A 25,784-nucleotide genomic window follows, 5' to 3' on the forward strand; every position below is an offset into this window, starting at 1 on the left:
ATCCGTCACGGTCAGGGTCACGGTGACGAGGTCGCCCACCCGGTACGCCCCGCCGGCAAGGGGCCCGGAGGCGACCGCGGCCGAGAGCCCGGCCGGGTCGGGGGTGGTGGTGGAGACCGACAGGGGCCCGGTCGTGTAGTCGTCGAGGCCTCCGGTGCCGCCGTCGCCGTCGCGCTCGTTGGGGTCGGCGCCGTCGAGGCTCGTCCAGTCGAGGGAGAGGGCGTCGGTCAGGGTCTGGCCCGGCTCGACCGTGTCGAGGACCGTGACTCGGTAGGTGAGGACGAAGGAGGCGCCCGGGGGGAGGTCGAGGTCCTGTCCCGCGTCGCGGCCCCAGGTGAGGACTTCGGGGTCGCCGGCGACCGTGGGTTCCAGGGCGGAGCCGTCCTTTTGGGCGGATCCGGTGACGTAGGCGAGGCCCGCGGGGAGTTGCTCGACCAGGGCGAAGTCGAAGGCGTCGGAGACGTTGGCGTCCGAGGCGTTCGACACGGTGACCCTGTACTCCAGCACGTCGCCCGCATCGGGGGCGGTGAGCGTGGAGAAGTCGGCCGGATCGCCCCGGGTCACGTTGCGGGCGGCGAGCGTTGCCGTGACCTGGGGCTCCGTGAGGGCCAGGGTGTGGTCGGCGCTCGCCATAGGCCCCTGGTTGTTGCCGCCGGTCTGGTCCGAGTACCAGGGGGCGTGGGCGGTGACGGAAACCGCGGTGCCGGCCTGGTTGTCGGCGTGGTCGGCTTTGACCCGGGCGGTCACGGTGATGACGGCGCTCTGGTTGGCCGGGATCCTCCCGCACCGAACATCCACCGTGCCGGCAGCGATGTCGCTCCTGTCGGTGAAGGTGTCGCAGGCGGCGTCGGCGGTCACCGACACAAGGGCCAGGTTCGGTGGCAGGGCGGGCACGGCGTCGTCGAGGCTCGTGCTCGACACCGAGGTTTCCTGGGGCGCAAGGGTCACCTTCACGTCGTACAGATCGGTCTTCACCGGCGTCTGGGGGAAGGTGATCGTGAAGGTGACCGTTTCGCCGATCTTGGCCGTGGCGGGGCCCGCGAGGGCCATGTCACGGGGCGGGTCGAAGGTGGTGGTGGACACGTTCGATACGCTGCCCCCCACCCAGCGCTGGCGCTGGGCTCCGTTGGGGTCGCTTGCCGGAAGCGAGTGGAACTGGTCCACCTTGGCCTGGTTGGAGAGGGTGATCCCGGCCCCGACGCTCGCGTTCACCGTGGCCGTGTAGTCCACGGTCCAGGTCTCGCCCGGGTCTAGGGGGGACGCGTCGTCCAGCGTCCAGGTCACGTTTCGCCGGCCGTCCCCGTCCACGGTTTCGCTCTGGGTGACCGTCGGCGTGCCGGCCCCTATGGCGTGGCGGACCCCGCTGGGGCTCGCATCGCTCGCCCCTGCGGCCATGATGTCTGTGATCTGCACGTTGTAGGCCGGGGCGGGGCCGTTGTTGGTAACGGCGAGGCGGTAGTCCACGGTGGCGCCGGCCTGGAGCGGCGAGTCCGTTCGGATCACCGCTTTCACGATCGTGAGTTGGGGCTGGAGCACGTTCACGCCGGTTGGGGCGGTGGCGGCGGTGGCGTCCGAGCCGTCGGCCCGTTTGTACGACACGCTCACGCCGCGCTCGAGGCGGGTGGTGTTCGCCTTGGGCTCCGGGCCCGCGTCCACCAGGGCCGGATCGTCCTGTACCACCCGCACCTCGTACACGATGGAGAGCGTCTCGGGCGACGCGTTATCGGTGTCGGTGTTCGTGATGTGGCCCAGGGTCCAGGTGAGGGTGGCGCCGGAGACCCCGATCAAGCCGGCGCCGTCGGGGGTGGCGGAGGCCGGAATGTCCGTGTACGAGAGCGGGGACGCCGCGGAGTAGGGGGCCGCGGGGTCGCCCCCGACGGACACGGTGCGCACCAGGGCCAGGCCGGCCGGCAGATCGTCGGTGACCGTGACCTCCCGGGTGGTGCCCTCCTGGAGGGTCACGTCGATCCGGTAGGTGATCACGTCCCCGATCCGCACGTCCTCGTCGGTTGGACCGTAGGTGTCGGTCACCCGCGTCACCGCGACGGCGGTCGCGTCCGCCGCGGTAACCGAGGCCGAGGCGGACGCTGCGTAGTCGTTCACCCCGCCGGAGCCGTCCCGCTCGTTGGCGTCCGGCCCGTCGAGGCTCGTCCAGTCGGCGGTGAGCGAGGCGGCAAGGGTTTGGCCGGGTTCCACGGCGTCCAGGACCACCGCCTGGAACGTGAAGGTGAGCGTCCCTCCCGGGGCGAGGTCGAGATCCAGGGGGCTTGCCTGGGTGCGGCCCCAGGTGAGGGTCTGGGCGTTGCCGGGGGAGCCGTCGCCCGCGGTGTCCGGTGCTGTGGAGATCCCCCCGGAAACGGAAGCGGCTTTGTATGAAAGCCCCTCGGGAAGAGCCACGGAAATGGCGAGATCGAAGGCGTCGGAGACGTTGGCGCCGGCGGCGTTTTCCACGGTGACCCGGTACTCCAGCACGTCGCCGGCGTCGGGCGGCGTCACGGCGCCGCCGAAGGCGTCGCCCCGGGAGTCGTTCCGGACCTCCAGGGTCACGCTCACGTCCGGCTCGGTGGCCGTGAGGGTGTGGCCGGCCGTCAGCGGCGTCTGCGGCGTGCCGCCGGCCGCGTCCTTGTATCCGAAGGAAAAGGTCGGGGAGATCGTGGTCCCGGCCTGGTTGCTCGAGACGTTCGCCACCCGGGCCCGGACCTCCACCACCGCCTGCTGGTTCGGGTCGATTCTTGTGAACGACACCTCCACATGATTGGTGCCGAGGTCCGTGGCTGAGGCGTCGTATCCCAGCGCCCCGCTTTCGGACGCTTCCGCCACGCTCAGGAGCGCCAGCCCGGCCGGCAGGTCCGCCGAGATCGTCGGCTCGTACACCGTGGTCCCCACCGGGGGCTTGGGGAAGGTGAGGGTGTAGGTGACCACCTGGCCCACCGGGGCCGAGTCCCGGTCGGCCGTCACGCCGGCGTCCAGCACCGGGTCGGTGGTGATTGTCGCGTCGGAGGCCAAGGTGGGACCGTAGGCCTTCCGGTAAGCGGCCTCGGAGTCCGCCGAGGCGAGGGAGAAGTACTCCTCCACCCGCGCCGAGCTCGTGAGGGTGACCCCCGGGCCCACGCCGGCGTCCACCGTGGCGTCGTACTCGATGGTCAGCGACTGACCCGCCGGCAGGGGTTCCGCGTCGGGCCACGTCCAGGTGACCACGCCGGTGGCGGAGAGGTTCGAGCCGTCGTACGCGGGATCGGTGGCGGGGGCCGACCTGCCCAGGGTGTAGGCGAGGTTCGCCAGGGGCGTGCCCCGGAGTTCGGGCGGCAGGGTGACCGACACCTTGGCGTTGTACGCCGGTGCGGCGCCGGCGTTGGTCACCGTGATCGTGTACCGCACGGTGTCCCCGCCGCCCACCGTGCCGGTCACGCCCACGGTCTCGTGGGTGACGCTGAGCACCGGTTGGACCACGTCGAACGAGGTGGACGATGTCCTCGAGGTCTCCGATCCCCCCGCCGTGTGGTACAGGACCCGGCCGGTGCACGAGCGAGGGGTGCTGGCCGCCTGGGCGATGGTGTTGAGCACCCGGGCCTCGAACACGATGGCCAGGTCGTCGTTGGACGTGTCGTTGTCGGAAGCGTTTGTGATCTTCCCGAAGTCCCAGGTCACCGTGCCGGTGGCGCCGGCCGAGGGGGCCGTGGTGCCGTCGGCGAGGGCCGTGTACCCGAACGGGGCCGCCGCCTGGTACGGTGACCCGTCGGCGTCCCCGTGGACCGATACGGTGCCGACGAACGCCATGTCTGCGGGCAGTTCGGCCTCGACCCGGAGGTTGTCCACCGTACCCTCGGGCAGGTCGTTCACGGTCAGGGTGAACCGTACCACGTCGCCGGGCCGGTACTCGGCCCCGCCGGAGAAGCCCGGATCCGCCGCGATCGAAACGCCCACGGAGTCCCTCGACCGCAGGGCGAACGATGCCGACGTGCGGTAGTCGTTCAGACCGCCCGCCCCGTCCTGCCCGGTGCGCTCGCCGTCGGCCCCGCCTGTCGTGCCCACGGCCGAGCCCAGGTCGGGCCCGGGGTCGCCGTCGAGGCTCGTCCAGTCGGCCGCGAGGGTGGCGGTGAGGTCCTGGTCGGGTTCCACCGCGCCCAGCACGGTGGCCCGGAACGTGAACGTGAGGCTGGAACCGCCGGAAATGTCGATGTCCAAGGGGGTCGCCTGGGTGCGGCCCCAGGTGAGCGTCTGGGGGTTGCCGGCCGACCCGTCGCCCGCGGTGTCGGGGGCCGTGGTGATGTCCCCCGAGACCGAAGCGGCTTCGTACGAAAGCCCTTCCGGGAGAGCCACCTGTATGTTCAGGTCGTGGGCGTCCGGCCCGGTTCCGGCCTGCAGCGTCACCTGGTACTCGATCACGTCGCCCGCGTCCGGGGGGGTGGGCGAGGCGGAGTAGACCGTGTCGCCCCGGGTCACGTTCTTGGCCCGCACCGACGCGCTCACCGCGGGTTCGGCCACGGTCAGGGTGGCGGAGGCCGAGTTCTCCGGGGAGCCGGTTTAGGCATAGTCGGCCGTGACCCCGAGGGAGGTGCCGGCCTGGTTTCCGGTCACGTTTCGCACCTGGGCCACGAAGGGGATCGTGACCGTGCGCTCGGCGCTCGTGCCGCCCGACACGGTCCGGTTCCCGAAGTCCCAGGTGACCGTGAGGGGGTTCCCGGTGGCGGGCAGTACGGACGGGCTGACCGTGGGCTGTCCGCCGCCCACCGCCGTGCCTAGGGTCGCGGCCGGGGTGGCCACGAGGAGGAGCCCCTCGGGGAGTTGGGCGGTCACCTGGAACGCCTCCACCGTGGCCTCGGGGAACTCCACCGCGATCTCGAACCGGACCTGCTCGCCCACCACCACCGCGGTCGCCGCGTCGTTCCCCACCGAGGTGTTGGCGACGGCGAGGGCAAGGGTGACCGGCGTGGCCGTGACGTCCGCCGTGTCGCTCGCCGTGGCCACGGCCTCCCCGTCCGCGTCGCCCGGCGGGGTCTGGCTTCCCACGGCGCCTGAAAGGGTCGAGGAGGTGGCCGCGGCGGCGCTCGTCAGGGTTTCGCCCGGCACCACCGACCCGTCCAGGGTGGCCCGGTAGAGCAGGGTCACGCTCCCGCCGGGATCGAGTTGGCCGAGGGCCGCGAGGCCGGTGTTCGCGCCGGTGAAGGTGACCGTGCCGCCGGCCCCGGCGGTGTAGCCGCCTTCGTCGGCCTCGTCGGTGTAGCCGTCGCCGTCGTTGTCCACGCCGTCGCCTGCCCCGTCCACGAGGACGAGCTTGGCGGGAAGGGTGTCGGCCACCGCGAGGTCAAAGGCCGGGGCGGACCCGTTGTTGGTCACGGTGACCCGGAACTCGAACTCGTCCCCGCCGTCCCCCTGGGCGGAGGCGGCGAAGTCGCCGGACGTGGTGACGTTGCGAACCTCCTTGGTCACGCCCACGGACGGCCGGCGCACGGTGAGGTCGAGGGGTTTCCGGAGGTCCGCGTCGGAGCCCCCGAACCCGGCCGAGGCGAAGGTGCGGTCGCCGGCCTGGAACGTGAAGTCCAGGAGGTTCGTGAGGGTGTGGCCGTCAATGTTCCCCGCCGCGTTCAGGACCCGGGCCGTCAGGTCCACCTCAAAGGTGCCGGCGGCGGAGAGGTCGTTCACGCCGAACGTCACGAAGCCCGACGCGACCGGCGTGGGCGCTGTGACGGAGCCAACGGTGACCGTGTTGCCGCCGGCGGTCTGGTACGACACGTACCCGAGCCCTGTGGGAAGGGTGTTTTTCACCTGGATCCCGGTCACGCTGGCCGAGCCGAACCAGCGCCCCCGGAGCCGGAAGGTGACCTCCTCGCCCACGGCGACGTCGGTGCCGGAGGTGAACGCCTGGTCGGTGGCCTCAATGGTGAGGGATGCCGTGAACCCCGTTACCGCCGCGACGGCCCGGTCGTAGGAGTGGCGCTTCCCGGTGGACGCGCCGGCGTCGTCGTGCACCCACCCCTCCACCGTCCCCTCCACGGTGAGGAGTTCCCCGTTGTCGTTGGCGGTGGCCGTGACCGTGACCACGGCGCTCTGGCCCTTGGCCAGGGTTCCCAGTTGGGCCGAGGTGCAGGTGCCCGTGCAGGCGCCGACGGCGCCGCCCGTGCCGGGGGATGTGACCTCGACCGACACGGCCGTCCATCCGGCCCCGAAGTTCGGGGTGAACGAGAGGTGGTCGGCCACCGAGCCGGGGTCGCCGTTGTTCGTGAGGGTGAAGGTGAACGTGACCGACTCCCCGTCGGTAACGGCCCGGGCGTCCGGGCTCACTGTGACGTCCACGTCGGGGGTGGCCGGATCCAGGGTGGCCGAGTGGGAGAGCGAGACCGTGCCGCCGCAGGACGAGGTGACCACCACGTCCACCGCGTTCGTGCCGGCGGCGGGCGGGGCGGGGTCCGCGTCGGGGTCGGTGTCGAAGCCCGCCGTGGGCAGGGTGCGGAACGTGACGGTGACCGTGTCGCCGTTTCGGTAGGGGCCGTTCAGGGTGAAGACGGGTTGAGCCGGATCGGAGTCGTCGAGGGCGAGCGATCCGTTCCCGGCCAGCGCGGGGGGGAAAGAGGGATCGATCTCCTGCCCCGCCGGAAGGGTGTCGGTGATCTGGAGCTGGGTCGCCGTGCCCCCCGCGTTCGTGAGGGTGATCCGCACCTCGGTGCGGCCGTCGGGGAGGGGCGTGAACGCCTGGGCGATGCCGTCGGAATAGTCCGGGAGCATGACGAGCGCCGCGTCGTCGGCGTTGTCCGTGGGCGAGGAGAGATCCTCCGCCCCGCAGCCCCAGGTGACCGACCCGGTGTTGGCGCCGTCGGTGCAGGTGCCGCCGAGGGTCTGGGTGAGGGTGTAGACCGCTTTGCCCCCGGCCGCCAGAACGGGTAGCCCCACCGGCGTTGCGTCCGTCACGGCCGTCCCCGTGTGCCCGGGGCCGTCCAGGGTGCCGGTCGAGGTGCCCGTGGCGGGGAGGAGGTCGGTGAGTTCCAGGTTCCGGGCCTCGAAGTCGCCGTTGTTTTGAATTTCGATCCGCCACTCCACCGTGTCGCCGCTCCCGCCGTACACGGTTTCGGCGTACCCGGCGTCGCCGGCGGTCACGTTTTTGCCCGTGACGCTCACCGCGAGGTCCGGCCGGCGCACCGGCAGGGCGTGGGTCTCTCCGGCGACCGCGACCGCGCCGCCGCAGGCGAGCGTGGCCGAGGCGCCGGCCGTCACGTCCACGGTGGCGGCGTTTGCGGTCTCGTCGGCCGTGACGCCGAACCGGATCCGGATCGTGTCGCCGGGCGCGAGGTCCGCGAGCGGCGGGATCTCCGTCGAGGTCCAGGTAAGGCTCCCGCCGGAGCCGGACGGGTCGGCGCCCGCGGTCCAGGTGGATCCGCCGTCGGTGGAGTACTCCACGGTGCCGGCCGCGAGGGCGAGCCCGGTGGTGGCCGTGGCCAGACCCTCGGTCACGGTGAGCCCGTAGAGGGTGGCCGCACCCGGGTTCGTGACCACGAGTTCCACCGTGCCGAGGTCGCAGAGCTGGGCCTCGCTCGATGCGGCGTGGGTCACCTGGAGCTGGCCGGCCGGAAACGTGAACGAGGTCGTCCCGGTCGCCGTCTGGGCCGTCTGGCCGCCGCAGCCCCAGGTGGCCGTGGCCGTGGCGCTCCCCACGGAGCAGGCCGTTCCGGCCACGTCGGCCACCACGGTGACCGACGCGGAGCCGCCGGGGGCCAGATCCCCCAGGTCCCAGGATAGGGTCTGGCCGGCGAGCGCGGCCGGGAGTCCCGGGTTCCGGGCGTTCGTCTCGGTGAGGTTCGGGGTGAGGCCGGCGGGCACGTCCACCGCGAGGGCCGCGCCGTAGGCCGTGCCGTCGCCCGTGTTGTCCACGGTCACGGTCCACTCGACCCGGTCGGCCGAGACCGTGACGGATGCCGGCGCCGTGACGGCGAGGTCGGCCGAGTGCACGGCCGTCGGGGCCCCCGACCCGGTAGCCGTGTACCCGCGCCCGGCACTCACCGAGGTCTCCTCGTCGTCGTGGTCCACCCGGGCTGCGAGGGGGGTGGGGGACGTGCCCGCACCGGCCCGGCGGCGCACCCGCACGGTGACCGTGCCGTCGGCCGTCAGGTGGGAGCCGGTCGGGAGGAGTTCCCACGTGGGGTCTGCCCCGGCGTTTTCCCGGTAGTCCACCGAGCCCTGGAACGCGCCGCCGTAGGTCGGCGTCTGGGGCGTGAGGTATTCGTAGTCCCCAGAGGTGTCGAGGGTGAGGAGCACGTTGGAGATCGGGTGGGCCGTGGCGTTCCCCACCGTGAGGGTGGCGTCGAACTCTCCGCAGACCTCGACCTCGCTGGGAACGTCCACGTCCAACGAGGCGGCCGCCCGGGCCGCCGTGAACGTGGCCGTCTGGGAGTACGTCGCGCCGTCCCCGATCGCCAGTGCTGCGGTGTGGGTCACGTCCCGGGAGATCGCGCCCCCGAGGTCGGAGTCGGGTACCGTGGTCTGGTAGGTGATCGTGAGGGTGTGAAACGCGATCGAGGTGTAGTTGAGGTAGGACTCGCCGGCCAGGAACCCGAGGTCCACCGCGAGTCCGCCGGCGCTCCGGCTGATGCTCCCGGAGGGGACGGAAAACGAGGCCTCATCGGCGGTGCCCTTGTCCACCACCACCCGTAGGGTTCCCGGCACGAGGGTCTCGCCCGACAGCCCGCCGAAGTCGTCGGTGTAGGTGGTGCCGGTCCAGGAGCCGGCCTCGTTCCCGAAATCGTAGAAGGCCGTGAAGGAGACGAACTCCCCCTCGCCGGCTTCGCGCACCCCGTCGCCGTCGTCGGTCGCACCGGTCTCGTACGACCCGAGGGCCGGCGAAGCGACCTGGAAGCTTTGGCTCTCGATCGCGGCGGCCGGGCCGCCCCACGCCGCGAGGACGATCGCGACGAGGGCGTCCGCGGCGCGCCGGCGAAGGTTGGCCATACCGGGTTCCGGAAAGGGAAGAAGGGGCACACCGCACCGCGCCCGCCCCGAGTACCGATCGGCCGACGGGGCAAGAATCTTTAAAATACTGCTACCTTCAAAAGTATTGCCGGCGGCGGGTGGGGGACTGGTTCCGGCCGGGCGCGAGTGCGGCACCCGATCGCCGCGCCTTTCCATGCCGTTGTCGGCTCGGCAAGCCAGGGCGGCGGTGACGGACGTTCCGGATCTTCCAAAGCGATCCAGGCGTGGTGAGGGCGCGGCGAGGTAAGGGGCCGCACCCGGCTCTCCACCAGCCCCCCACCCGCGGGTTTCCGTGGCAACGACGGAGATCTGACAATACGTTCTTGGTGTTAGTAAGGGGGTCCAGAACGCCGCGGGGGCCGGCGGTGGACCGGAGGGGCGGAATGGAAAGGACTGGGCGGCGGCCTGAAGGCCGTCGCCCAAAACAATGCGGCCGCACCCAGGGGGGCGCGGCCGGCGGACCATCCGAGGTCCGAAGCGGAACGAAGCCGGATCAGGCGACCCAGGTGATGGCCCGGTGGAACCAGCCGAGCACCGGGCCCGGCAGCGACCCCACCACGAGGATCGCCACCACGAAGGCGCAGCCCAGGGCCCAGCCCAGGGGCGAGAGCGCCACCCGGCCGGCCGGGGCCTCCCCTCCCTCCGCTTCCTCGGGGCTGTAGGCCGCCTTGACCATCTTCAGGTAGTAGTAGATCGAGATTGCGGTGTTGAGGGCGCCGAAGACGACGAGCGCGAGGTGCCCCTTCTCCAGGGCCGCGGCGAGCACGAAGAACTTGCCGGCGAACCCGGCCGTGGGCGGGATGCCGGCGAGCCCGAAGGCCGCCACGGCCAGGGTGAGCGCGAGCAGGGGCGACCGGCGGTAGAGCCCCCGCAGGTGGGCCAGGGTCACGTTCTCGCCCTTGGGCGCGAGGGCGTAGATCACGTGGAACAGGGCGAGGTTCATGAGGAGATACCCCGCCACGTAGTAGAGGGCCCCGGCGTACCCCCGGGCCGTGCCGGCCAGGATGCCGGAGATCATGAACCCGGCGTGGGAGATGGACGAGTAGGCCAGGAGCCGCTTGAGGTCCTCCTGCACCAGGGCCACCAGGTTCCCGTAGGTCATGGACAGCACGGCCAGGAGGGTGAGCACCGTGGCGAACCCGCCGTCGCCCCCCCCGAGCCCGGTGAGCCGGATCAGCACGACCACGGCGCCCACCTTGGGCAGGGTGGCGATGACCCCGGAGGTCTCGTTGGCCGCGCCCTGGTAGATGTCGGGGGTCCAGAAGTGGAACGGGAAGAGGGCCAGCTTGTAGAAGAACCCGCCGAGCATCATCGTGAGGCCCAGAAGGCCCAGGGGGGAGGCCGCGATCTCGGGGTAGAGCCGGAGGAGTTCGTCCACCCGGGTGGTGTGGGCGAGCCCGAACACGTAGCTCATGCCGAAAAGGCTCACCCCCGAGGCCGCCGCGCCGAAGAGCACGTACTTGATGCCGGCCTCCACGTGGTGCAGGTGCTCGTCGCGCCGCAGGGGCACGAGGACGTAGAGGGCGTAGGACGAGAGTTCCAGGGCGATGTAGATCGTGAGGAGTTCGAACCCGCTCGCCAGAAACGTAAGCCCCAGGGTGCTCACGCCGAGGAACAGAAAGTACTCGGGCTCGTGCTCGGCCTGGACCCCCCGGACCCCCTCGCCGAAGGCCACGGCCAGGAAGAACCCCAGGGCCACCAGGAGCTTCACCCCCTGGCTCAGGGCGTCCACCCGGTACGCCCCGGCGAAGAGTTCCCCCCGGGCCCCCAGGCCCCACAGGGCCGTGACCACGGCCAGGGCCGAAAGCCCCAGGGCCGCGGCCCGGGCCGTACCCGGCCGGGTCTTGGCCAGGGTCAGGAAAAAGAGGGCCAGACAGCTCAGGCTCAACACGGTTTCGTGCGCAAAGGCCATGATGGGCATCCGGTCGTCAATCGGGAATGGTGAATGGTGAATCGTTGGGACTCTGGGACGTTAGGACGGTAGGACGTTAGGACGGTAGGACGTTGGGACGGGGATACGTCCCGTCCACGCGTCCGCGCGTCCTAGCGTCCGCGCGGTGTCCCGTCCGCACGTCCACGCGTCCTACCGTCCGTGCGCCCTCCTCACTCCCCGTGGCCCGTGGGGGCCTCGGGGGCGTGTTCGGCTCCGGGTTCCCCGGCGTGCTCCTCCCCGTGCTCCCCGCCGTGGTGGCCGGCCGAGGGGAACAGGGCGTTCATGAGCCCGGTCATGCCGCCCTCGGGAAGGCCCTCGGCGGCCTGGGCCTGGGCGATCACGTGGGAGACGCTCCGGTCCATCACCCGGAGAAACGGCCTGGGATTGAGGCCGATCCAGAACACGAACACCGACAGGAACGCGAGCATGGCGGCCTCCCGCAGGTCCAGGTCGAAGAGGTGCCGGTGGTGGGCCTCGTGGGCCTCGCCGTGCTCCCCGTCGTCGTGGCCGTGGTGGTGGCCGCTCACCCGGTCCCAGATGATCTTCTGGAGGAGCCGGAGCATGTAGGTGGCCGCCAGGAGGGCCCCGGGGATCACGAAGGCGGCCAGGAGCTTATTCTCCTGGAACGCGCCCACCAGCACCAGGAGTTCCCCCACGAACGAGTTGGTGCCGGGGAAGGCCAGCGACGAGAGACTAAAGAGCCCCAGGAACGCCACGTACACCGGCATGAACGCCCCCACGGCCGAGTTGTCGGCGATGAGCCGGCTGTGCGTGCGCTCGTAGAGGATGCCCACGCAGATGAACAGCGCCCCCGTGGTGATGCCGTGGTTCACCATCTGGAGGATGGCGCCCTCGATCCCCCGCTGGTTGGCGAGGAAGATGCCCAGGGTCACGAACCCCATGTGGCCCACCGAGGAGTAGGCGATGAGCTTCTTCATGTCGGTCTGGCCCAGGGCCACGAACCCGCCGTAGAGGATGGAGGCCACCGACCCCCACAGGAACACCGGGGCCAGGTAGGCCACGGCGGCCGGGGTCATGGGCAGGCAGAACCGCAGGAACCCGTAGGTGCCCATCTTGAGGAGCACGCTCGCCAGGATCACGCTGCCGGCCGTGGGGGCCTCCACGTGGGCCGCCGGAAGCCAGGTGTGGAACGGGAACATGGGCACCTTGATCGCGAACGCCAGGGCGAAGGCCAGGAACACCCAGAACTGGAACGCGAACGAGTACCCCTGCTCCATGAGCTCGGGCATCAGGAACGTGCCGGTCTTGAGGTAGAGCGCGATCACGGCCACCAGGAGCATGACGCTCCCGGCCAGGGTGTAGAGGAAGAACTTGATCGAGGCGTACACCTTGCGGGGCCCGCCCCACACCGCGATCAGGAGGTACATGGGGACGAGCATGGCCTCCCAGAACACGTAGAAGAGCACGAGATCGAGGGCGGCGAACACCCCGATCATCGCGGTCTCCATCACGAGGAGGCTGACCACGAACTCCTTGACCCGCCGGTCGATGTACCGCCACGAGCACGCCACGCACAGGGGCATGACGAAGGTGGTGAGGAGCACCAGAAGCAGGCTGATCCCGTCCACCCCGAGGGCGTAGCGGATGTGGAACGTGGGGATCCAGTCCGAGAGTTCCAGGAACTGGAACTTGTGGGTCGAGGGGTCGAACCGGGTCCAGAGCGGGATCGAGAGGAGGGCCTCGACCAGGGTCACGGCCAGGGCCCACGCCTTGAGCGCCCGGTCGCCCTTGAGCATCAGGGCCACCAGGGCCCCCGCGAGCGGCACGAATACGAGGGCGCTCAGGATCGGGTACCCCACGTTGGTTTCCACGGCGAACGCTGGCGTCATGGGCAAAACCTTACGGTGTTTGGGCCGTTGGGACGTACGGACGTTCGGACGTGCGAACGCCACGTCTCGCGATCGAAAACGCTCTCAAGGCGCAGACGGGAATGCATGAGCCCGCATCAACGCTTTTTGGAGTTACCGTGCAACCGTTGGGACTCCTGGACGAGTCACCGCGCGAACGTTGGGACGCGTGGACGTGCGGACGGAACTTCCAAACGTCCTAACCTCCCAGCGTCCTAACGTCCTAACGTCCTAACGACCCTACAGGTTCATCACCACGGCGATCACGAAGAACAGGGCCGCCACGGCCATGGCGATGTACTGCTGGAGCCGGCCGGTCTGGATCCGCCGGAGCTGGTCGCCGAGGCCCAGCACCCCGGTGGCCGTGCCGTCCACCACCCCGTCGATCGCCTTCACGTCGAACCGGCTCCACAGGGCCGCGGCGCCCAGGGCGAACCGGTATCCCACGGTGCGGTAGATCTCCCCCACCCACTCGTTGGCGGGCTCGAACCACCGCTTGTCGAGCCGGAGGAACCAGGCCGTGGCCCGGCGGTAGAACCAGTCGAGATCCAGGTTGAGCTTCGCCTCGGGCGTGAGCTTCTTCCGCAGGAGGTAGAAGGCGAGCCCCGTGAACCCGAGGATCTGGAGCGTCTCGGAGAGGTGGTAGGCGCTATAGGGGTGGTACTCCACCGGGAACGGGAGCATCCGGTAGAGGTAGTCGGGGTACACCCCCAGGAAGAAACAGAAGAACGAGGCGATGCCCATGGCGATCACCATGTTCCTCGGCGGGTCCTTGCACTCCACCCCGCTGTCCTTCCCGAACCAGATGAAGTAGGGGAGCTTGATGCCCACCGAGAGGAACGTACCCACCGACGCGAGAAGGAGCATGAGCATCAGGATGGTCCGGTGGGCCTCGCCGGCCCCGGCGATCACCATGGACTTGGAGATGAACCCGCTCGTGAGCGGGAACCCCGAGATGGAGATCCCGCCGATCACGGTGCCGAGCATGGCGAGCGGCATCCTCCTGTAGAGCCCGCCGAGCTCCGAGAGCTTGGCCGTGCCGGCCATCTCGAGCACCGCGCCCACCCCCATGAAGAGGAGCCCCTTGTAGAGGATGTGGGCGTAGGCGTGGGCCACGGCGCCGTTCACCGCCATGGCCGTGCCGATGCCCACCCCGCAGACCATGTAGCCCACCTGGCTCACGATGTGGTAGGCGAGGATCCGGCGGCCGTCGTTTTCGATGATGGCGTAGAGCACGCCGTAGATCGTCATGATCGCCCCGGCCACGGCGAGCACCTCGTACCCGGGGAACGCCCGGGCGAGCACGTAGACCGCGGTCTTGGTGGTGAAGGCGCACATGAACACGGCGCCCATCACCGTGGCCTCGGGGTAGGCGTCGGGGAGCCAGGCGTGGATCGGGGGCACCGCCGCGTTCAGGGCGAACCCGACGAGGATCAGGTAGGCCGCGAGGTCGGCCGCGTCGGGGGGGATCGGGCCGAAGGTGAGATCGCCGGTCTTCATCCATTTCAGGAAGATGCCGGCCATGAGCACGAGCCCCCCCACCGTGTGCACCAGGAGGTACCGGAACCCGGCCCTGACCGAGGCCTGGCGCCGCCGCAGGAACACCAGGAACGCCGAGGCGAAGGCCATGAGCTCCCACCACACGAACAGCGTGAGGTAGTCGCCGGCCAGCGTGACCCCCAGGGACCCGGCCACGTAGAGGAACGCCGCCACGTGCTGGCCCGTGTCCGTGACGTGGAGGCCGTAGACGGCCCCGATCAGGGCCATCAGGGTGAACACGTGGAGGAACACGATCGCGAGCTTGTCCACGTGGGCCGGCACGAGCCGGAAGCCCAGGTACTCGATGGCGCCGTAGGTGCCCGGGACCATGGCGTGGACCGAGAGGAAGGCCACGAGCGGCACGGCCACGAGCGCGACCTGCCGGGCGCGGCCCCGGAGCACGGCCGCGAGCGCCGCGCCGATCACGAACAAAAGCGCCGGGTGCAGAAGGCCCATCTCAGTCCTCCTCCCGGTCGTAGTAGTCCACCGGCTTCATGAGCCAGAGGTGCCCCAGGCCCTTCATGCCCTTGGCCATCACGAGCCCGCCCAGCAGGGCGAACCCCGCCCAGAACCCCCGGACCCGGTCGCCCCAGAAGTGGGCCTCGTGGCGCGGCGTGAACACGTCGTAAACGAGGAACAGGCCCAGGAGCCCGAAGAAAACGGCCCGGAGCCAGTGGGGCCGCTCCCGGAGCCGGTCGATCAGGCGCACCAGCCGAGCGCTCATCGCACCACCTCGATGAGTTTCAGGAAGAGGTCGGGGTAGAAGCCGAACACCACGCTGAAGACCGCGGTGACGAAAAGCGGCACCACCATGAACGGGCTCGCCTCGGCCATCTGGAGCCGGGCCGCGCCGCCGTTTCGGGGGAAGAACGCCCGCAGGAACACCGGCACGAAGTACCCGGCGTTGAGGAGCGAGCTCGCCAGGAGCACCACCAGGAGCCCCAGGCTCTTGAGCTCCATGGACCCCAGGGCCAGGTACCACTTCGACACGAACCCGGCCACGGGCGGGGCCCCGATCATGGAAAGGCTCGCCAGGCCGAAGGCGGCCATGGTGAACGGCATCTTGTAGCCGATGCCGTCGAGTTGGCTGATCTCGGTCTTGCGGTGGGCCACCATGATGGCGCCGGCGCAGAAGAAGAGCGTGATCTTCGAAAAGGCGTGGTTCGGGATGTGGATAAGCCCGCCGGTGATGCCGCTGGGGGTCAGCATGGCCACCCCGAGCACGATGTAGGAGAGCTGGCTGATCGTGGAGTAGGCGAGCCTGGCCTTCAGGTTGTCCTTCGTAAGCGCGATCACCGAGCCCATGAGGATCGTGAACGAGGCGATGTAGGCCGTGACGAGCCCCAGGCCGTAGCGCTGCAGCAGGTCCACCCCGAAGGCGTAGAGCATGACCCGGCAGATGGAAAAGACGCCCACCTTCACCACGGCCACGGCGTGCAGGAGCGCGCTGACCGGGGTGGGGGCCACCATGGCCGACGGGAGCCAGTTGTGGAGCGGCATGATCGCCGCCTTGGCGTACCCGAACAGGCTCATGAAGAAGAGCACGCTCACCAGCACCCGGCTCGCGTCGGCCGGGAAGATGCCGGTCTGGATGTTGGTGGCGAAGTCCAGGGTGCCGCAGGTCACGTAGGTGAGCACCAGCACGGGCAGCAGGAGCACCTTGGAGGTGACCATGAGGTAGGTGATGTACTTGCGGCTCCCGTCGTAGGCCTCGTCGTCCTGGTGGTGCATGACCAGGGGGTAGGTGAAGATGCTGACGAGCTCGTAGAAGAGGTAGAGGCTGAGCAGGCTCCCGGAGAACGCCACCCCCACGGCCCCGAAGATGGTGGCCGCGTAGCAGGTGTAGAACCGGGTCTGGGCGTGCTCGTGGAGCCCCCGCATGTACCCCACGCAGTAGAACCCGGCCAGGATCCACAGGAACGAGCTGACCCCGGCGAAAAGGAGGCTCATGCCGTCCACCCGGAGCCGGATCGCCACCCCGGGGAAGAACTCGAAGGGGGTGTAGGTGTACACCCCGCCGTGGGTCACGGCGGGCAGGAAGGTCATGGCCGCCACGAAGGTGGCCGCGGCGCCCACCACCGAGCAGGCCTCCCGCACGTTGGGCCAGCGGCCGGTGGCGAGGATGGCCACGGCCGTGGCCAGGGGCAGGAGGATCGGGATCACGATGCGTGCGGTTTCGATCTCGTACATGGCGACCCCGTCAGTTCTTCAGCTCGGAGATCTCGTCGGCCAGGATGGTGCGGAACCGGCGGTACACCACCACGGCGATGGAGAGGCAGATGGCGGCCTCGGCCGCGGCCAGGCCCATGATGAACAGGGTGAAGGTCTGGCCCACGGTCTTGTCGGGCGCGAGGAAGGTGTTGAAGGCCACGAAGTTGAGGCCCGCCGCGTTCAGGATGAGCTCGGCGCTGATCAGCATGCTGATGAACCCGGGCCGGCTCACGAGTCCGTAGAGCCCCAGGGCAAACAGACACAGGGCCACGAGCAGGTAGGCCTCGAGATGGCCGAAAAGGAGCGGTTGCATCGCCTTACCCTCCTGCGGGCCGCCGGCCCCGGCGGGCCAGCACCACCGAGCCCACGATGGCCACGAGCAGCACGAGCGAGATGAGCTCGAACGCGAAGGCGTACCGGGTGAGGAGCCCCTCGCCCACCTGGTGGATGGTGCCCTCGACGGCCGTGGGCTGGGCCCGCCACCGGGTGGCGAACACGGCCGAGCCGAGCACGAGGGCCGCGAAGAGCCCCACCCCCACCCCGGCCACGATCTTCCCGGGCACGAGCCGGGGGTCCTTCTCGGCCTCGCTCGGGGGCCGGGCCAGCATCACGGCGAACACGATGGAGATGCACACCGCGCCCACGTAGATCAGGATCTGCATGGCCGCGATGAAGTGGGTGCCCAGGTACACGTAGAGGCCGGCCACCCCCACGAGCGAGGTGGCGAGCCCCAGCACGGCGTGGATCAGCCGCCGGGCCCCCACGGCCACCACCCCCCCGGCCAACGCGAGGAACACGAACCCCACGAAGGCCGCGTCGGCCAGATGGATGTACAGGCTCAGGCTCGGATCGAAGGTGAAGGTCATGTCGGGTTCCGTGAATCGTGAATCGTGAATCGTGAATCGTGAATCGCTTGGCGGCCAGGCGGCTAGGCGGCTTCTGGCCTTCCAGCTTTCCAGCCTTCTCGCTTTCTAGCCTTCTGGCTTTCCAGCCTTCTCGCTTTCCGGCGGCTTCGGTTCCACGGGGGTGAGGTCCGCGATCTTGGGCTCCACGCCCATGGCGCGGGCCCGCTCGCGGAACCGCTCCACCAGGTCGTAGTGGAAGTCGTGGCGGCTCGTGCCGGCGATGTTGTACTCCTGGGAGAACGCGATCGCGCCCGTGGGGCAGGCCTCCACGCAGTTGCCGCACAGGGAGCACTTGGTGAAGTCGAGCCGGTAGGTGGTGAGCACCTTCTTCTTCGCGCCCTCGGGCTTCTCTCCGCCCACGGTGATGCACCCCGAGGGGCAGGCCCGCTCGCACATGCCGCAGACGATGCACTTGTCCCTGCCGGTCTTCGGGTCCACCACCAGGTCGATGTGGCCCCGGTAGTTGGGGGTGACCTCCAGGGTGTCGAAGGGGTAGTGGGTGGTCACCGTGGGGGCCAGGGCGAACTTGCCCGTGACCTTAAGCCCCACCAGGAGCGACCACAGCCCCTCGAAGATCTCGCGGAAGTACCGGATCATGGGCGTGCGCCTCTAGAGCTTGAGCCAGATGGCCGTCACGGCCAGGTTGGCCATCGAGATCGGGATGAGCACCTTCCAGCAGAAGTTCAGGAGCTGGTCGAACCGCACCCGGGGGTAGGTCCACCGGACCCAGATCATGACCAGGATGAGCCCGTACACCTTCACGAGGAACCACAGGGTCTGGACCACGGTGGCCCAGAACCCCGTGCCCGCGGTCGTCACGAACGCCGGGCCGTTCCAGCCTCCCAGGAAGAGCGTGGTGGCGATGGCCGCCACCAGGAGCATGTTGGTGTACTCGCCGAGGAAGAAGAGCCCGAACCCCATGCCGGCGTACTCGGTGTGGAACCCGGCCGTGAGCTCGCTCTCGGCCTCGGGCAGGTCGAAGGGGGCCCGGTTCGTCTCGGCGATGCCGCAGACGAAGTAGATGAGGAACGCCACGAACCCCATGGGGGTGAAGGCGAACCAGAACCCGCCCTGGGCCGCCACGATGTCGCTCATGCGGAAGCTCCCCACCCAAAGCACGATCGTGAGGAGGCTCAGCAGCAGCGGGATCTCGTAGGCCACGTTCTGGGCCACGGCCCGGATGGCGCCGAACAGGCTGTACTTGTTGGCCGAGCTCCAGCCGGCCACGAGCAGCGCCAGCACGTTCACGGCGGCGAGGCTCAGGATGAACAGCACCCCGATGTCGAGGTCGCGCACCTGGAGCACCCGGGCGAAGGGCACCACGATGAGCGCCGCGATGGGCGGCACGAAGCTCAGGATCGGGGCGGCCCGAAAGAGCCCGGCGTCGGCGTTGCGGGGCACCAGGATCTGCTTGCCCATGAGCTTCACCCCGTCCACCGCGGTCTGCAGGAGCCCGTGGGGGCCTACCTCGAAGGGGCCGGGCCGGCGCTGGATGTGGCCGCAGACCTTCCGCTCCACGAGCACGAGCACGGCGGCGTTGGTGAACGCAAACGCCACCACGATCACGAAGCAGACGAGCAACCGGATCAGATCGGGCGGAAAAAGGTCGGTCATGGGGGTTTCCGTTGGTCGTTGGTCGCCGGTCGTTTGTCGTTGGGACGTGCGGACGCTAGGACGTGCGAACGGAAGCCGCGTGGACGCTAGGACGTGCGAACGTGCGGACGGAACGTCCCACCGTCCTAGCGTCCTAACGTCCAACCGTCCTAACGGCGCGCGCAGCGCGCCCTACCGGTCAATCTCCGGGATCACGAGGTCCAGGCTTCCCATGATCGCCACCAGGTCGGCCAGGAGCACGCCGGAGGCCAGCTCGTTCAGAAGGCTCAGGTTCGAGTACGACGGCGACCGGATCTTGAGCCGGTAGGGCACGTCGGAGCCGTCGCCCACCAGGTAGTAGCCCAGCTCGCCCCGGGCGGCCTCCACGGTCTGGTACACCTCGCCGGGCCCCAGCTTGAGCTTCTTGGGCACCTTCTCGGCCATGACCGGGCCGTCGGGCAGCTTGTCCAGGGCCTGCTCCACGATCCGCAGCGACTGCTCCATCTCCGCCAGCCGCACCCGGTACCGGGCCATGCAGTCGCCCTCGGGGAACGTGGGGATGTCGAACTCGAACTCGGGGTACACCGAGTAGGGCTCGACCCGGCGGATGTCGTAGGGGATGCCGCTGCCCCGGGCCACCGGGCCGGTGGCGCCGTATTTGCGGATCATGTCGGGGGAGATCACGCCCACCCCCTCGACCCGCTTGCGGAAGATCACGTTGCCGGTGACGAGCTTGTGGTACACGTCGAACCGGCTTCGCATCCGGCGGATGAAGACGCGGGTGCCCTCGATGAACTTCTCGTCGATGTCCCGGTTCACGCCGCCCACCCGGAAGTAGCTGAAGGTGAGCCGGGCGCCGGTCACGTGCTCCAGGAGGTCGAGGATGAATTCGCGGTCGTCGAAGGCGTAGAGGATGGGGGTGAAGGCCCCCAGGTCCAGCAGAAACGCGCCGAACCACAAAAGATGGCTGGCGATCCGGTTCAGCTCCGTGGTGATGACCCGGATGTACTCGGCCCGGAGCGGCGCCTCGATCCCCAGCATCCGCTCCACGGCGAGCACGTGGCCGTGGCCGAAGGAGAGGGCCCCGGCGTAGTCCATGCGGCCCACGTTGGCGTAGAACCCGTTGACGTTTCGGACCTCGCCCATCTTTTCGTGCATCCGGTGGCCGTACCCGATCACGGGATGGGCCTCGAGCACGTACTCGCCGTCGAGCTTCAGCACCACCCGGAGCACCCCGTGGGTGCTGGGGTGCTGGGGGCCCATGTTGAGGACCAGGGTTTCCAGGGTCGGGTCGGGCCGCGGGATCATGGGGCCTCCCCCTCGGCCGCCGGGGCCGGGATGAGGTCGTCGAGGCTCTTGAGCTTCTTGTCGTCCTTTCGGAGGGGCCGGAGGTCGCCGGCGTCCTCGGGCAGAACGAGGGGCGAGAGGTCGGGGTGGCCCTCGAACTCCACCCCGTAGAAATCGTGCTGCTCCCGCTCGTGCCAGTTGGCCCCGGGGAAGATGTCCTGGATCGTGGGCACCTTGGGGTTCTCCCGGTCGGTCCGGACCCGCAGCCGCACCCGGCACCCGCCCTCGAGCCGGTGGAAGTGGTAGACCACCATCATCTCGGGGGCGGCGTCCACGCCGATCACGTCCTCGATCAGGAACTCCCGGTCCCGGAGGGCCTGGGCCGCATCCCGGAGGCGCTCGGCCGGCACCCATGCGTCCACGTGGATCCCCCGGGAGGCGGGGTCCGCGAGCGCCGCGTCGGCGCCCAGGTCGGCCAGGATCTTCTGGATCTCGTCAGGCCGCATCGGGGTTCCACCTCCCGGCCTCGGGGTTGCGCTTGGGCCGGAACCGTCCCTTGGTCTGGGGCAGGGGGTGGCGCACGCCGGCGATCTTCTCCTGGAGCTTCAGGATCCCCTCCAGGAGCCCCTCGGGCCGGGGCGGGCACCCGGGCACGTAGACGTCCACCGGGATGAGCCGGTCCACCCCCTCCACCACGTTGTAGTTCTCGGGGATCGCGAAGGGGCCGCCCGAGATGGCGCAGTTTCCCATGGCGATCACCCATTTGGGCGCGGTCATCTGCTCGTAGAGGGTGAGCACGGCCGGCGCCATCTTCTTGTTCACCGTGCCGGCCACGATCATCAGGTCGCACTGGCGGGGGCTCGGCCGGAACACCTCGGCCCCGAACCGGGAGATGTCGAGCCGGGCCATGCCCACGGCCATCATCTCCAGGGCGCAGCAGGCGAGCCCGAAGGTCATGGGCCAGATGGAGTTGGCCCGGCAGTAGTTCAGCACCGTGTCGATCGCGGGGTTACGGAGCCGGGCCGGCAGCGCCTCGTACTCGTACCCGGGGCCCGGGCCGAACGAGGGGCAGAGCCGGCAGGCCTCGGTCACTGCGTCTGGATTTTTCGGGGCCACGTGAACACTCCCTTGCGCCAGGCGTAGACGATGGCCAGGGCCAGGATGGCGACGAACAGGATCACCTCGAACGCCACCCACAGGCCCGGGATGCTGCGGTAGGCGAGGGCGGCCGGGAAGAGGTAGAGCACGTCCACGTCGAAGGCGAGGAACATGAGCGCGTAGAGGTAGTAGACCACCCCGTACCGGATCCAGGCCGGCCCGATGGGGTCCATGCCGCACTCGTAGGTGTCGTCGGTTTTCCGGGAGAACACGCGGGGGGCGAGCAGCGCCGACACCAGGAAGGGCAGGGCCGCCACGACGAGGCCGACCGCCAGGAAGAAGACGACGTAGGCGTGATCGAGCACCCACTTCTGGTCCACGGCCTTTCCTCCCTGGGTCCGGGGGCAGGAACGGCGCGGACGATAGGCGAACGGGGTGTTTGGTGTCAACCCGCGGTGGGCAGGAAAAGGGTGCGCGGGCTTGAAACCTTCTGCAACATCGGAGGATTCGCGTGTTATAAAATGCTATTCGCCTGTTTGAATGCCGCGGCGGAGCGCGGCATGTGCCCTTGTGCCCCTGTGACAACAAACCGCGTTTTTGTTGTGTGGGATGGCACGAATGCCGACACCCCCCGCCGGGGCGGCTTGCCCCCGGACCCCGGGATGCCTAGGATACGGGGCGGCGAAACCGCGCGGACGCGAGGACGTGCGGACGTTCGGACGCGAGGACGTGCGGACGGGGCGCCCTTAAGGTCGCATCGTCTTACGTCCTGACGTCCCAACGTCCACGCGTCCCAACGTGAGAAAGGAGTCCCCCATGGAGTGCCAGAAGGAGAAGAACGAGGCCCAGTGCACCTGCACCTACCAGGGATGCCCCCGTCACGGGCTGTGCTGCCAGTGCATCGCCTACCACCGGTCGAAGAACCAGATGGTGGCCTGCTACTTCAAGCCCGAGGTGGAGCGCACCTACGACCGCTCGATGGAAAACTTCCTGTCGCAGTTTCGGTGAACGCCTCTGACGTGCGGACGCGAGGACGTGCGGACGGGATCCGCGTGGACGCTAGGACGTGCGAACGTGCGGACGGAACGTCCCACCGTCCCACCGTCCTAACGTCCTACCGTCCTAACGTCCTAACGTCACAACGGAGTCCCCCTTGATCCAAGACCAGCTTATCCACCAGGTGGCCCGGGATCTGGGCCACCGGCCGGGCCACGTGCGCGCAGTGGTCGAGCTCCTCGCGGGCGGGGCCACGATCCCGTTCGTGGCCCGGTACCGAAAGGAGATGACCGGCAGCCTCGACGAGGTGGCGATCGCCGCCGTCTGGGACCGGTACGCCTATCTGACCGAACTCGAGGCCCGCAAGGCCACGGTGCTCGAGACGATCGAGGGTCAGGGCAAGCTGACCGACGAGCTCCGGGAGCGCATCCGGGCCGCGAGCACCAAGCAGGAGCTCGAGGACCTCTACCTTCCCTACAAGCCCCGGCGCCGGACCAAGGCCGACCAGGCCCGGGAGCGGGGCCTCGAGCCCCTGGCCCTTCGGGCCCTGGCCCAGGAGGACGCGGCGGGGGACCCCCTCGGGATCGCCTCGGCCTTTGTGGACCCCGGGCGGGAGGTGCCCACGGCCGAGGAGGCCCTGGCCCAGGCCGGCTACATCGTGGCCGAGACCGTGGCCCACGACCCCGAGGCCCGGGCCGAGGTGCGCCGGCTCACCTGGGAGAAGGGGATGTTGCGGGCCGAGGTGCTTCCGGAGAAACGGGGCGAGCGCACCAAGTTCGAGACGTACTACGACTTCGCTGAGCCCGTAACCCGGGTGCCCTCCCACCGGGTACTTGCCGTGCGCCGCGGCGAGGAGGAGGGGGTGCTCCGGGTCTGGGTGGAGGCGCCCGAGGCCGAGATCCTGGCCGCCCTGGAGCGCCGGTTCCTGAAGCCCGAGCCCTCCGTCTGGCGCGAGTTCGTGCGCCAGGCCATCGCCGACGCGTACCGGCGGATGCTCGCCCCCTCCATCGAGGTGGACGTGCGGGTGGAGCTCAAGACCCGGGCCGACGAGGCCGCCATCGCGGTGTTCAGCGAGAATCTTAGGCATCTTCTGCTGGAGAGCCCGGCCGGCCGGCGGCGGGTGGTGGCCATCGACCCGGGGTTTCGCACGGGCTGCAAGGCCGTGGCCCTGGACGAGCAGGGCGACCTTCTGGAATGGAAGGCGCTCTTCCCCCATCCGCCCCAGGAGCGGGTGGAGGAGGCCCGGGAGGTCCTGGGGGGGCTCATCGCCCGGCACCGGCCCGAGTTCGTGGTGGTGGGCAACGGCACGGCGGGCCGGGAGACCGAGGCGTTCGTGCGGGCGCTCCTCCAGGACCACCCGGAGTGGAGCTGCCGGGTGCTGATGGTGTCGGAGGCCGGGGCCAGCGTGTACTCGGCCTCGGCCGTGGCCCGGGAGGAGTTCCCGGACCTCGACGTGTCGGTGCGGGGGGCCGTGAGCATCGGCCGGCGGTTCCAGGACCCCCTGGCCGAGCTCGTGAAGATCGACCCCAAATCGATCGGGGTGGGCCAGTACCAGCACGACGTGAACCAGACCCGGCTCAAGAAGGCCCTCGACCGGGTGGTGGAGTGGTGCGTGAACCGGGTGGGGGTGGACGTGAACACCGCGAGCCCCTCGCTCCTCCGGTACGTGGCCGGGGTGGGGGAGACCCTGGCCCGCAACATCGTGGCCCACCGCCGCGAGAAGGGGCCGTTCCGCCGTCGGGAAGATCTCCTGGCGGTGCCCCGGCTCGGCCCCAAGGCCTTCGAGCAGGCCGCCGGGTTCCTGCGGATCACCGGGGGCGAGAACCCGCTGGACGCCTCGGCCGTGCACCCCGAGCGCTACGGCCTGGTGGAGCGGATGGCCGCCGACCTCGGGGTGCCGGTGGGCGACCTGATCGGAAACGACCGGCTCGTGGACCGGATCCGGGCCGAGGCCTACGTGGCCGGCGACGTGGGCCTCCCCACGGTGCGCGACATCCTCGACGAGCTCCGGAAGCCCGGCCGGGACCCCCGGGAGGCCTTCGACCCGGTGCGGTTCGACGAGCGGGTCCAGACCCTGGACGATCTTAAGGAGGGCATGGAGCTGCCCGGGGTCGTCACCAATGTCACCCGGTTCGGGGCGTTCGTGGACGTGGGCGTGCACCAGGACGGGCTCGTCCACGTGTCGGAGCTCGCCGACCGGTACGTGGAGGACCCGGCCCAGGTGGTCCGGGTGGGCCAGAAGGTGCGGGTGCGGGTGCTCGGGGTGGACCGGGACCGGGGCCGGATCTCCCTGTCGATGCGCTCGGCCCCGGGGGCGGCGCGGCCGAAGGGCAAGCGGCGGGAACCCGCGGCCGACGACTGGAAGGCCAAGCTGGCCCAGCGCTACAGGGTGCGCCCGGGCCGCGCTTGACAACCGCACCCGGCCGGGTCATCGTTCGATGTTGGTGACGGGTGACGGGTGACGGGTGACGGGTGACGGGTGACGGGTGACGGGTGACGGGGCACCCGCGATCCGGAGATGGAAACCACGGAGGGCACGGGGTTCACGGAGAAGGGTGGGGAGTCCGACTGCCGTTGGCCGTTGGGCGACAAGAATGGCCGACCGCGGACCGTAGACCGCCGGCCGTAGACCGTGGACGGCAGACCGTAGACCGCCGACCGTAGACTGCCTTAAAGGAGGAAACCCCATGCTGAGCCAAGCCGTGCAAGACGCCCTGAACGAGCAGATGAAAAACGAGTTCTTCTCGGCCTACCTGTACCTGGCCATGGCGGCCTACTGCGAGGCCGAGGACCTGCCGGGGTTCGGGAACTTCTTCCGGGTGCAGGCCATGGAGGAGCTGACCCACGGCGACAAGATCTACCGCTACCTGTGCGAGGCCGGGGGCCGGGCCCGGATGGCCGCGATCCCCGAGCCCAAGAACGACTACGCCTCGCTGACCGAGGTGTTCGAGTACGGGCTCAACCACGAGCGAAGCGTGACCCAGATGATCAACAAGCTCACCGACCTGGCCATCGCCGAAAGCGACCACGCCACCCGGATCTTCCTCCAGTGGTTCGTGACCGAACAGGTGGAGGAGGAGGCGAACTTCTCGGCCTGGCTCGCCAAGGTGCGCCGGGTCGAGGGCGACGGCCGGGGCCTCCTTATGCTGGACCAGGAGGCCGGCCAGCGGGTGTTCACCCCCCCGGCCCAGGGCGAGTAAGCCCCCCGCGGCGGGGCGGGGGGGGGGGGGGGGGGGGGGGGGGCGGGGGGGGGGTGGTCCCCGCCCCCGCTCCTCCGGCCCCCGTTTCAGGCCCGCGCGCCGGGGCGCCGGGCCGAGCGCGTCGTGTGCGCGGACCCGGGCGCCGCGGCCCTCCTCTACTATGTCTGCGGCGGGCGGCCCCCGTACTGCAGTGTGT

Annotated in this window: 18 protein-coding genes; 3 read left to right on the forward strand and 15 right to left on the reverse strand. The window is 69.8% G+C overall.

Features of this window, described 5'->3' with window-relative positions; all coding sequences use genetic code 11:
• The 15 genes from ACYQ8L_RS14345 to ACYQ8L_RS14415 form a co-directional block, all read right to left on the reverse strand.
• Nucleotides 1-4,470, reverse strand: a 4,470-nt coding sequence (locus tag ACYQ8L_RS14345; RefSeq protein WP_459942494.1) for an isopeptide-forming domain-containing fimbrial protein, incomplete at its 3' end; no start/stop codon positions are given.
• Between the two features lie 54 nt (nucleotides 4,471-4,524).
• The gene (locus ACYQ8L_RS14350; protein ID WP_459942495.1) at nucleotides 4,525-8,937 is read right to left on the reverse strand and encodes a beta strand repeat-containing protein; all 4,413 of its coding nucleotides are present in this window, start codon (nucleotides 8,935-8,937) and stop codon (nucleotides 4,525-4,527) included.
• Between the two features lie 514 nt (nucleotides 8,938-9,451).
• Nucleotides 9,452-10,870, reverse strand: a complete 1,419-nt coding sequence (locus ACYQ8L_RS14355) for an NADH-quinone oxidoreductase subunit N (RefSeq protein WP_459942496.1) — start codon at nucleotides 10,868-10,870, stop codon at nucleotides 9,452-9,454.
• Between the two features lie 191 nt (nucleotides 10,871-11,061).
• Complete coding sequence (locus tag ACYQ8L_RS14360; protein WP_459942497.1) at nucleotides 11,062-12,741, reverse strand: complex I subunit 4 family protein; 1,680 nt, start codon at nucleotides 12,739-12,741, stop codon at nucleotides 11,062-11,064.
• A 258-nt stretch (nucleotides 12,742-12,999) separates the two neighbouring features.
• A complete protein-coding gene (locus tag ACYQ8L_RS14365; protein WP_459942498.1) occupies nucleotides 13,000-14,754 on the reverse strand; it encodes a Na(+)/H(+) antiporter subunit D in 1,755 nt (584 codons plus the stop codon).
• A 1-nt stretch (nucleotide 14,755) separates the two neighbouring features.
• Complete coding sequence (locus ACYQ8L_RS14370) at nucleotides 14,756-15,022, reverse strand: hypothetical protein (RefSeq protein ID WP_459942499.1); 267 nt, start codon at nucleotides 15,020-15,022, stop codon at nucleotides 14,756-14,758.
• Nucleotides 15,019-16,488, reverse strand: a complete 1,470-nt coding sequence (locus ACYQ8L_RS14375) for a monovalent cation/H+ antiporter subunit D family protein (protein ID WP_459942500.1) — start codon at nucleotides 16,486-16,488, stop codon at nucleotides 15,019-15,021. The genes ACYQ8L_RS14370 and ACYQ8L_RS14375 overlap by 4 nt, the downstream gene beginning before the upstream one ends.
• Nucleotides 16,489-16,498: 10 nt before the next feature.
• Nucleotides 16,499-16,822, reverse strand: coding sequence for an NADH-quinone oxidoreductase subunit NuoK (gene nuoK, locus ACYQ8L_RS14380; RefSeq protein ID WP_459942501.1), 324 nt, complete (start codon nucleotides 16,820-16,822; stop codon nucleotides 16,499-16,501).
• Between the two features lie 4 nt (nucleotides 16,823-16,826).
• Complete coding sequence (locus ACYQ8L_RS14385) at nucleotides 16,827-17,375, reverse strand: NADH-quinone oxidoreductase subunit J family protein (RefSeq protein WP_459942502.1); 549 nt, start codon at nucleotides 17,373-17,375, stop codon at nucleotides 16,827-16,829.
• Nucleotides 17,376-17,480: 105 nt separating this feature from the next.
• Complete coding sequence (locus ACYQ8L_RS14390; RefSeq protein ID WP_459942503.1) at nucleotides 17,481-18,011, reverse strand: NuoI/complex I 23 kDa subunit family protein; 531 nt, start codon at nucleotides 18,009-18,011, stop codon at nucleotides 17,481-17,483.
• A gap of 12 nt (nucleotides 18,012-18,023) precedes the next feature.
• Complete coding sequence (nuoH, locus tag ACYQ8L_RS14395) at nucleotides 18,024-19,028, reverse strand: NADH-quinone oxidoreductase subunit NuoH (protein ID WP_459942504.1); 1,005 nt, start codon at nucleotides 19,026-19,028, stop codon at nucleotides 18,024-18,026.
• Nucleotides 19,029-19,199: 171 nt separating this feature from the next.
• Entirely contained in the window at nucleotides 19,200-20,315 is a 1,116-nt protein-coding gene (locus tag ACYQ8L_RS14400; protein ID WP_459942505.1) for an NADH-quinone oxidoreductase subunit D, read from the reverse strand.
• Nucleotides 20,312-20,800 (reverse strand): NADH-quinone oxidoreductase subunit C, encoded by a 489-nt coding sequence (locus ACYQ8L_RS14405; protein ID WP_459942506.1) that lies wholly within the window; start codon nucleotides 20,798-20,800, stop codon nucleotides 20,312-20,314. The genes ACYQ8L_RS14400 and ACYQ8L_RS14405 overlap by 4 nt, the downstream gene beginning before the upstream one ends.
• Nucleotides 20,790-21,323 (reverse strand): NADH-quinone oxidoreductase subunit B, encoded by a 534-nt coding sequence (locus ACYQ8L_RS14410; RefSeq protein WP_459942511.1) that lies wholly within the window; start codon nucleotides 21,321-21,323, stop codon nucleotides 20,790-20,792. Before ACYQ8L_RS14410 ends, ACYQ8L_RS14405 begins: the two co-directional genes overlap by 11 nt.
• A 59-nt stretch (nucleotides 21,324-21,382) precedes the next feature.
• Nucleotides 21,383-21,772, reverse strand: a complete 390-nt coding sequence (locus tag ACYQ8L_RS14415; RefSeq protein ID WP_459942507.1) for an NADH-quinone oxidoreductase subunit A — start codon at nucleotides 21,770-21,772, stop codon at nucleotides 21,383-21,385.
• A gap of 436 nt (nucleotides 21,773-22,208) precedes the next feature.
• Here ACYQ8L_RS14415 and ACYQ8L_RS14420 point away from each other — a divergent pair, with 436 nt between their 5' ends.
• From ACYQ8L_RS14420 to ACYQ8L_RS14430, 3 genes are all read left to right on the forward strand, one after another.
• A complete protein-coding gene (locus ACYQ8L_RS14420) occupies nucleotides 22,209-22,400 on the forward strand; it encodes a DUF6485 family protein (protein WP_459942508.1) in 192 nt (63 codons plus the stop codon).
• Between the two features lie 145 nt (nucleotides 22,401-22,545).
• Nucleotides 22,546-24,798, forward strand: a complete 2,253-nt coding sequence (locus ACYQ8L_RS14425) for a Tex family protein (RefSeq protein ID WP_459942509.1) — start codon at nucleotides 22,546-22,548, stop codon at nucleotides 24,796-24,798.
• Nucleotides 24,799-25,075: 277 nt separating this feature from the next.
• Nucleotides 25,076-25,588 carry a ferritin gene (locus ACYQ8L_RS14430; protein ID WP_459942510.1) on the forward strand — a complete coding sequence of 171 codons (513 nt, stop codon included), beginning with the start codon at nucleotides 25,076-25,078 and terminating at the stop codon, nucleotides 25,586-25,588.
• The last annotated feature ends 196 nt before the right edge of the window (nucleotides 25,589-25,784 follow it).

This window comes from Deferrisoma palaeochoriense (genome assembly GCF_054656955.1).